This window comes from Bacillota bacterium, from assembly GCA_012839765.1.
In the GTDB taxonomy this organism is placed as follows: Bacteria; Bacillota; Limnochordia; order DUMW01; family DUMW01; genus DUMW01.
Window position 1 is genome coordinate 1 of the sequence record DUMW01000010.1, and the last position, 3,560, is coordinate 3,560.

A 3,560-nucleotide genomic window follows, 5' to 3' on the forward strand; every position below is an offset into this window, starting at 1 on the left:
CCAACGAATACATCTCCTGAGATTTTGAAGTTGCTCAGATTGGCAGGATATGATGAGAGGATATACCTCGCAAGAACCTAAGAAAAAAATTCAACGGCTTCTGCGTGCAAGGGTGCGAAATACCGGATATATCACACTCCGCAACACAATGCAATACTGTTCTCAACTTGTTCACCGCAGTGCATATCAGTTGCGTAAACTTGTTTCGCAATAGCCACGCAACTTGCAGGCCCTATTCCCCAGTGAACAAGGGTTTATCCTATGGGATCAGGACGGGGTAAACGGACTGTCTGGACAGAAAAACAAAGGAGAGTGCAACCAGACCAAAGGGCCACACTCTCCCTCGAAAGATGAGCCTCTCGTCTTCTATTCCTATTTTCCTCGTAAGGTTCAAGACCCCTCGAACAAGATTCCCAGGGCCTTGACCAATGGTACTCCTTACCTATAAACAATGCTGTCCCTACGGTCAGGACAGCACCTAAGATGGGTCTAAAGATCCAGTATCCAACAGATTTGCTCCTTCAGCGATTCTCACCTGTGGTTACCGGGCAATCAAGAGTAGGTCGGTAACGGAAGTCCCATGCTGCTGGGAAACCACCTTAAGCTCCCGCAATCCCCCGGGAAGGGTAGAGCGAACCAAGGAGAAGGCATCGGTGTGACCTTCCCAGATCAGGACATCATCCGCGTAGAGTCGAAGGCCTCCCCGCACCGCGATGGCCAGTTCCACAGGGCCTCTAGAACCAAACCGCCACGTCTTTTCGCGGCCACAGGGCAATTCATAAATGTTCGCATCCTCCAAGCACGAGGTCTGCATCAACCCTTCCACCGCTCCATCACAGACCGACAGGAAAACATCGTCCAAGGCTTCTCCGGCATACTTCTCTTCACCATCAAGATGAACCCTCACTAAGCCGGCGCTGTAGCTGGCCTGTAAATGATGGTAGCCCCCCGTGGTCAGACTCAGGAAAATGCCGCAGACCTCCACCTTGCTTCCCCGCACCCAGGCACTGGCCTTCCAATGGGACACGCGGGGGTCATATACGGGTCCTGGAGGCATGGGTTGATCGCCGTCGGTGGGCCCTAGGATCTCCAGATGATCACCCACCCAAAAGAGCCGATCAATATGTACCTTACGACCCGTATCCCCAGGAATCCGCCCGTGATATACACAATACAGACTGACTCCGTCGGGACCCAACACCACACTGTTGTGACCAGGACCAATAATGGCTGCTGTGCTGGTGTAAATAGGGTTTTTCTCGTACTTGGTCCAGGGACCTATAGGCGAAGGAGCAAAAGCGAGGCCTAGGGAGTAGGTTTCATCCCGATAACAGCCACCGCTGTACAGTTGGTAATACCAGTTTCTTCTCTTTAACACCCACGGACCCTCATTCCAGTACCAGGTGCCTTCCCTGTCGCCTTCCCAGCGTTCCGTAGGAAAGGCAACCCGGGTCTGATTCCCCGCGGCACGATCCGGGGCTAACATGGCCTCCACCACGTTACCACAGCCCACCGTACCGTCGATATATCTAGTGGCGTCGGTCCTGATATTATAAAACATCCACAGGGCACCGTTTTCGTCCTTAAAGGGATGGGCATCGATGGACCACTCGTCAAAAAGTGGTTGCGAGTCCCATTGGAAGGGACCCAAGGGATGCCGACTGCGGGCGATGCCCAACCTCCGCAGCTGATCATCACCACGCCCCTGCGGAGTCTTCCTGGTGCCACTTACGTACATGTAAAAGACACCGTCTATGTACAAAACCTCGGGGGCCCAATACTCTACTTCCGCCCAGTGTTCTCCCCCGCAGGGACTCAAGACCGTACCCTCATAATTCCAGTGGACAAGATCCGTTGAAGTGTAAGCGTGAACCCCCGTTCTACCGGTGTGATAAAGATAATATCTACCCAGATAATTAATGACAAAGGGATCACCATGGTCAGCACCCGGTTGGCTGATCACAGGATTTCGAAAGTAAGAACCCACTGGCGTCGCCCCCTTGTTGTCCCCTTGCGCATTGGATTAGCAAGAGTCCTGTATCTTGTCTCATGGAAGAATTTCTGTCAAGTTCAAATGAATCGCCCCACACTGTGGGTGCAGCTCACACCATCAATCGATCGATCACCAGAGCCGCAGCACCCCGCGGACCTGCGTCTTTGTCCAATTGGGCAGGGATGATCTGTACCGAATCCATCACGTGTTTAATGGCTTTCTCCCGGTAGCTTTCCCTAATGGGTTGCAGCAGCAGTTCACCCGCTCGGGAAACGCCACCGCCGATGGCCACGATTTCCGGGTTCAGCGTATTCACCAGGGTGGCAATGGCTGAGCCTAAATAGGAACCGGTGCGTCGCATCAATTCACTGCAGAAGGGGTCCCCTGCCGCGGCATGTTCCGCCACCAAGGCCGCAGTTACCTTAGACATATCATCGCCCACTGCGGCGGCCAAGGAAGAGTTGATCCCCATGGTAAGACCCGCAATGGCCGATGCCGCAATGGCCCGTCCTGAGGCCACAGCCTCTAAGCACCCGTCGCGTCCGCAGCTGCAATGGGGTCCGTCGGGCTCAACGATGGTATGTCCAATCTCCCCCGCACTACTGGTGGCCCCATAGTGTAGTGTGCTGTTCAACACTAGGCCACAACCCACCGCGGACCCCACAAACAACGCGATGAAGTCGTTGGACCCCTTCCCGGCCCCATAGCGCCATTCCCCGAGGGTCGCCATACGCACGTCATTGTCCACTACAACCGGAATCCCCACTAGACGACTTAGCTTGGCGGCAACAGGCTCCCGTTCCCATTGCAGGTTTGGGGAGAAGACCGAAACCCCCAGGCGCGGGTCCACAATACCTGGCACACCCACACCGATGCCCCTGACCTTGTCCGCTGCTTGGGGATTGTTCTTCAGCAGATCTCTCACCGCTCCGGCCACCGATTGCAAGACAGCGTCACAGCCCCGCCAGGGTAATGTAGACACCACTGCCCGATCCATCACCTTCCCGGCTAGGTCAACCAGTAGCGCCACAATATTGCTGTAGCCGATGTTCACACCAACCACGTAGGCGTGTTCCCCGTTCAGCTCCAGCAGCATGGGACGTCTGCCCCCCTGGCTAGGACCCTGCTGCCCCTCTTTTACCAAGCCTGCCTCAATCAAGTCGTTGGTAATATTCGCCACCGTGGAAGAAATAAAACCAGTTCGTTCAGCAATTTCCCCTCTGGAAATCGGCCCCGACTCTTTGATCAGCCGAAGCACTAACGATCTTCTCGGATCCCTTATTTCAAAGGGCAAGACCTCCAAAGCCATCTCACAACACCCTTTTCTTAACCCCACTACCCTAGGAAATAACTAGGGCTTATTCCACAACTTGCGATAACTTATCCCATATTCTACAGTAACCGCCGGTTTCTGGCAACCAACAAAGGTATTGCCTATTGCGGGTGCACGCACAAAACGTAGGTAGAAATCATCACTCTACCCCCGTACACTATGCTATTTTTGGCTGCCAGTACTCGTCCCAACGATTACCATGGATAAAGGCAGCGAGGTTAAGCATTTGTTGGG

General features: G+C 54.1%; 2 protein-coding genes. Both read right to left on the reverse strand.

Annotated features, from left to right (window positions below):
• Positions 1-541: 541 nt before the first annotated feature.
• Positions 542-1,987: a family 43 glycosylhydrolase gene (locus tag GXX57_01085; GenBank protein ID HHV43249.1), complete on the reverse strand. Its 1,446-nt coding sequence runs from the start codon at positions 1,985-1,987 to the stop codon at positions 542-544.
• A gap of 115 nt (positions 1,988-2,102) precedes the next feature.
• Positions 2,103-3,302 (reverse strand): ROK family transcriptional regulator, encoded by a 1,200-nt coding sequence (locus GXX57_01090; GenBank protein HHV43250.1) that lies wholly within the window; start codon positions 3,300-3,302, stop codon positions 2,103-2,105.
• Between the last annotated feature and the right edge of the window lie 258 nt (positions 3,303-3,560).

Bases quoted from the DNA above. Each gene is read 5' to 3' on its own strand.
- GXX57_01090 (HHV43250.1), bottom strand. From the start codon at position 3,302: ATGGCTTTGGAGGTCTTGCCCTTTGAAATAAGGGATCCGAGAAGATCG.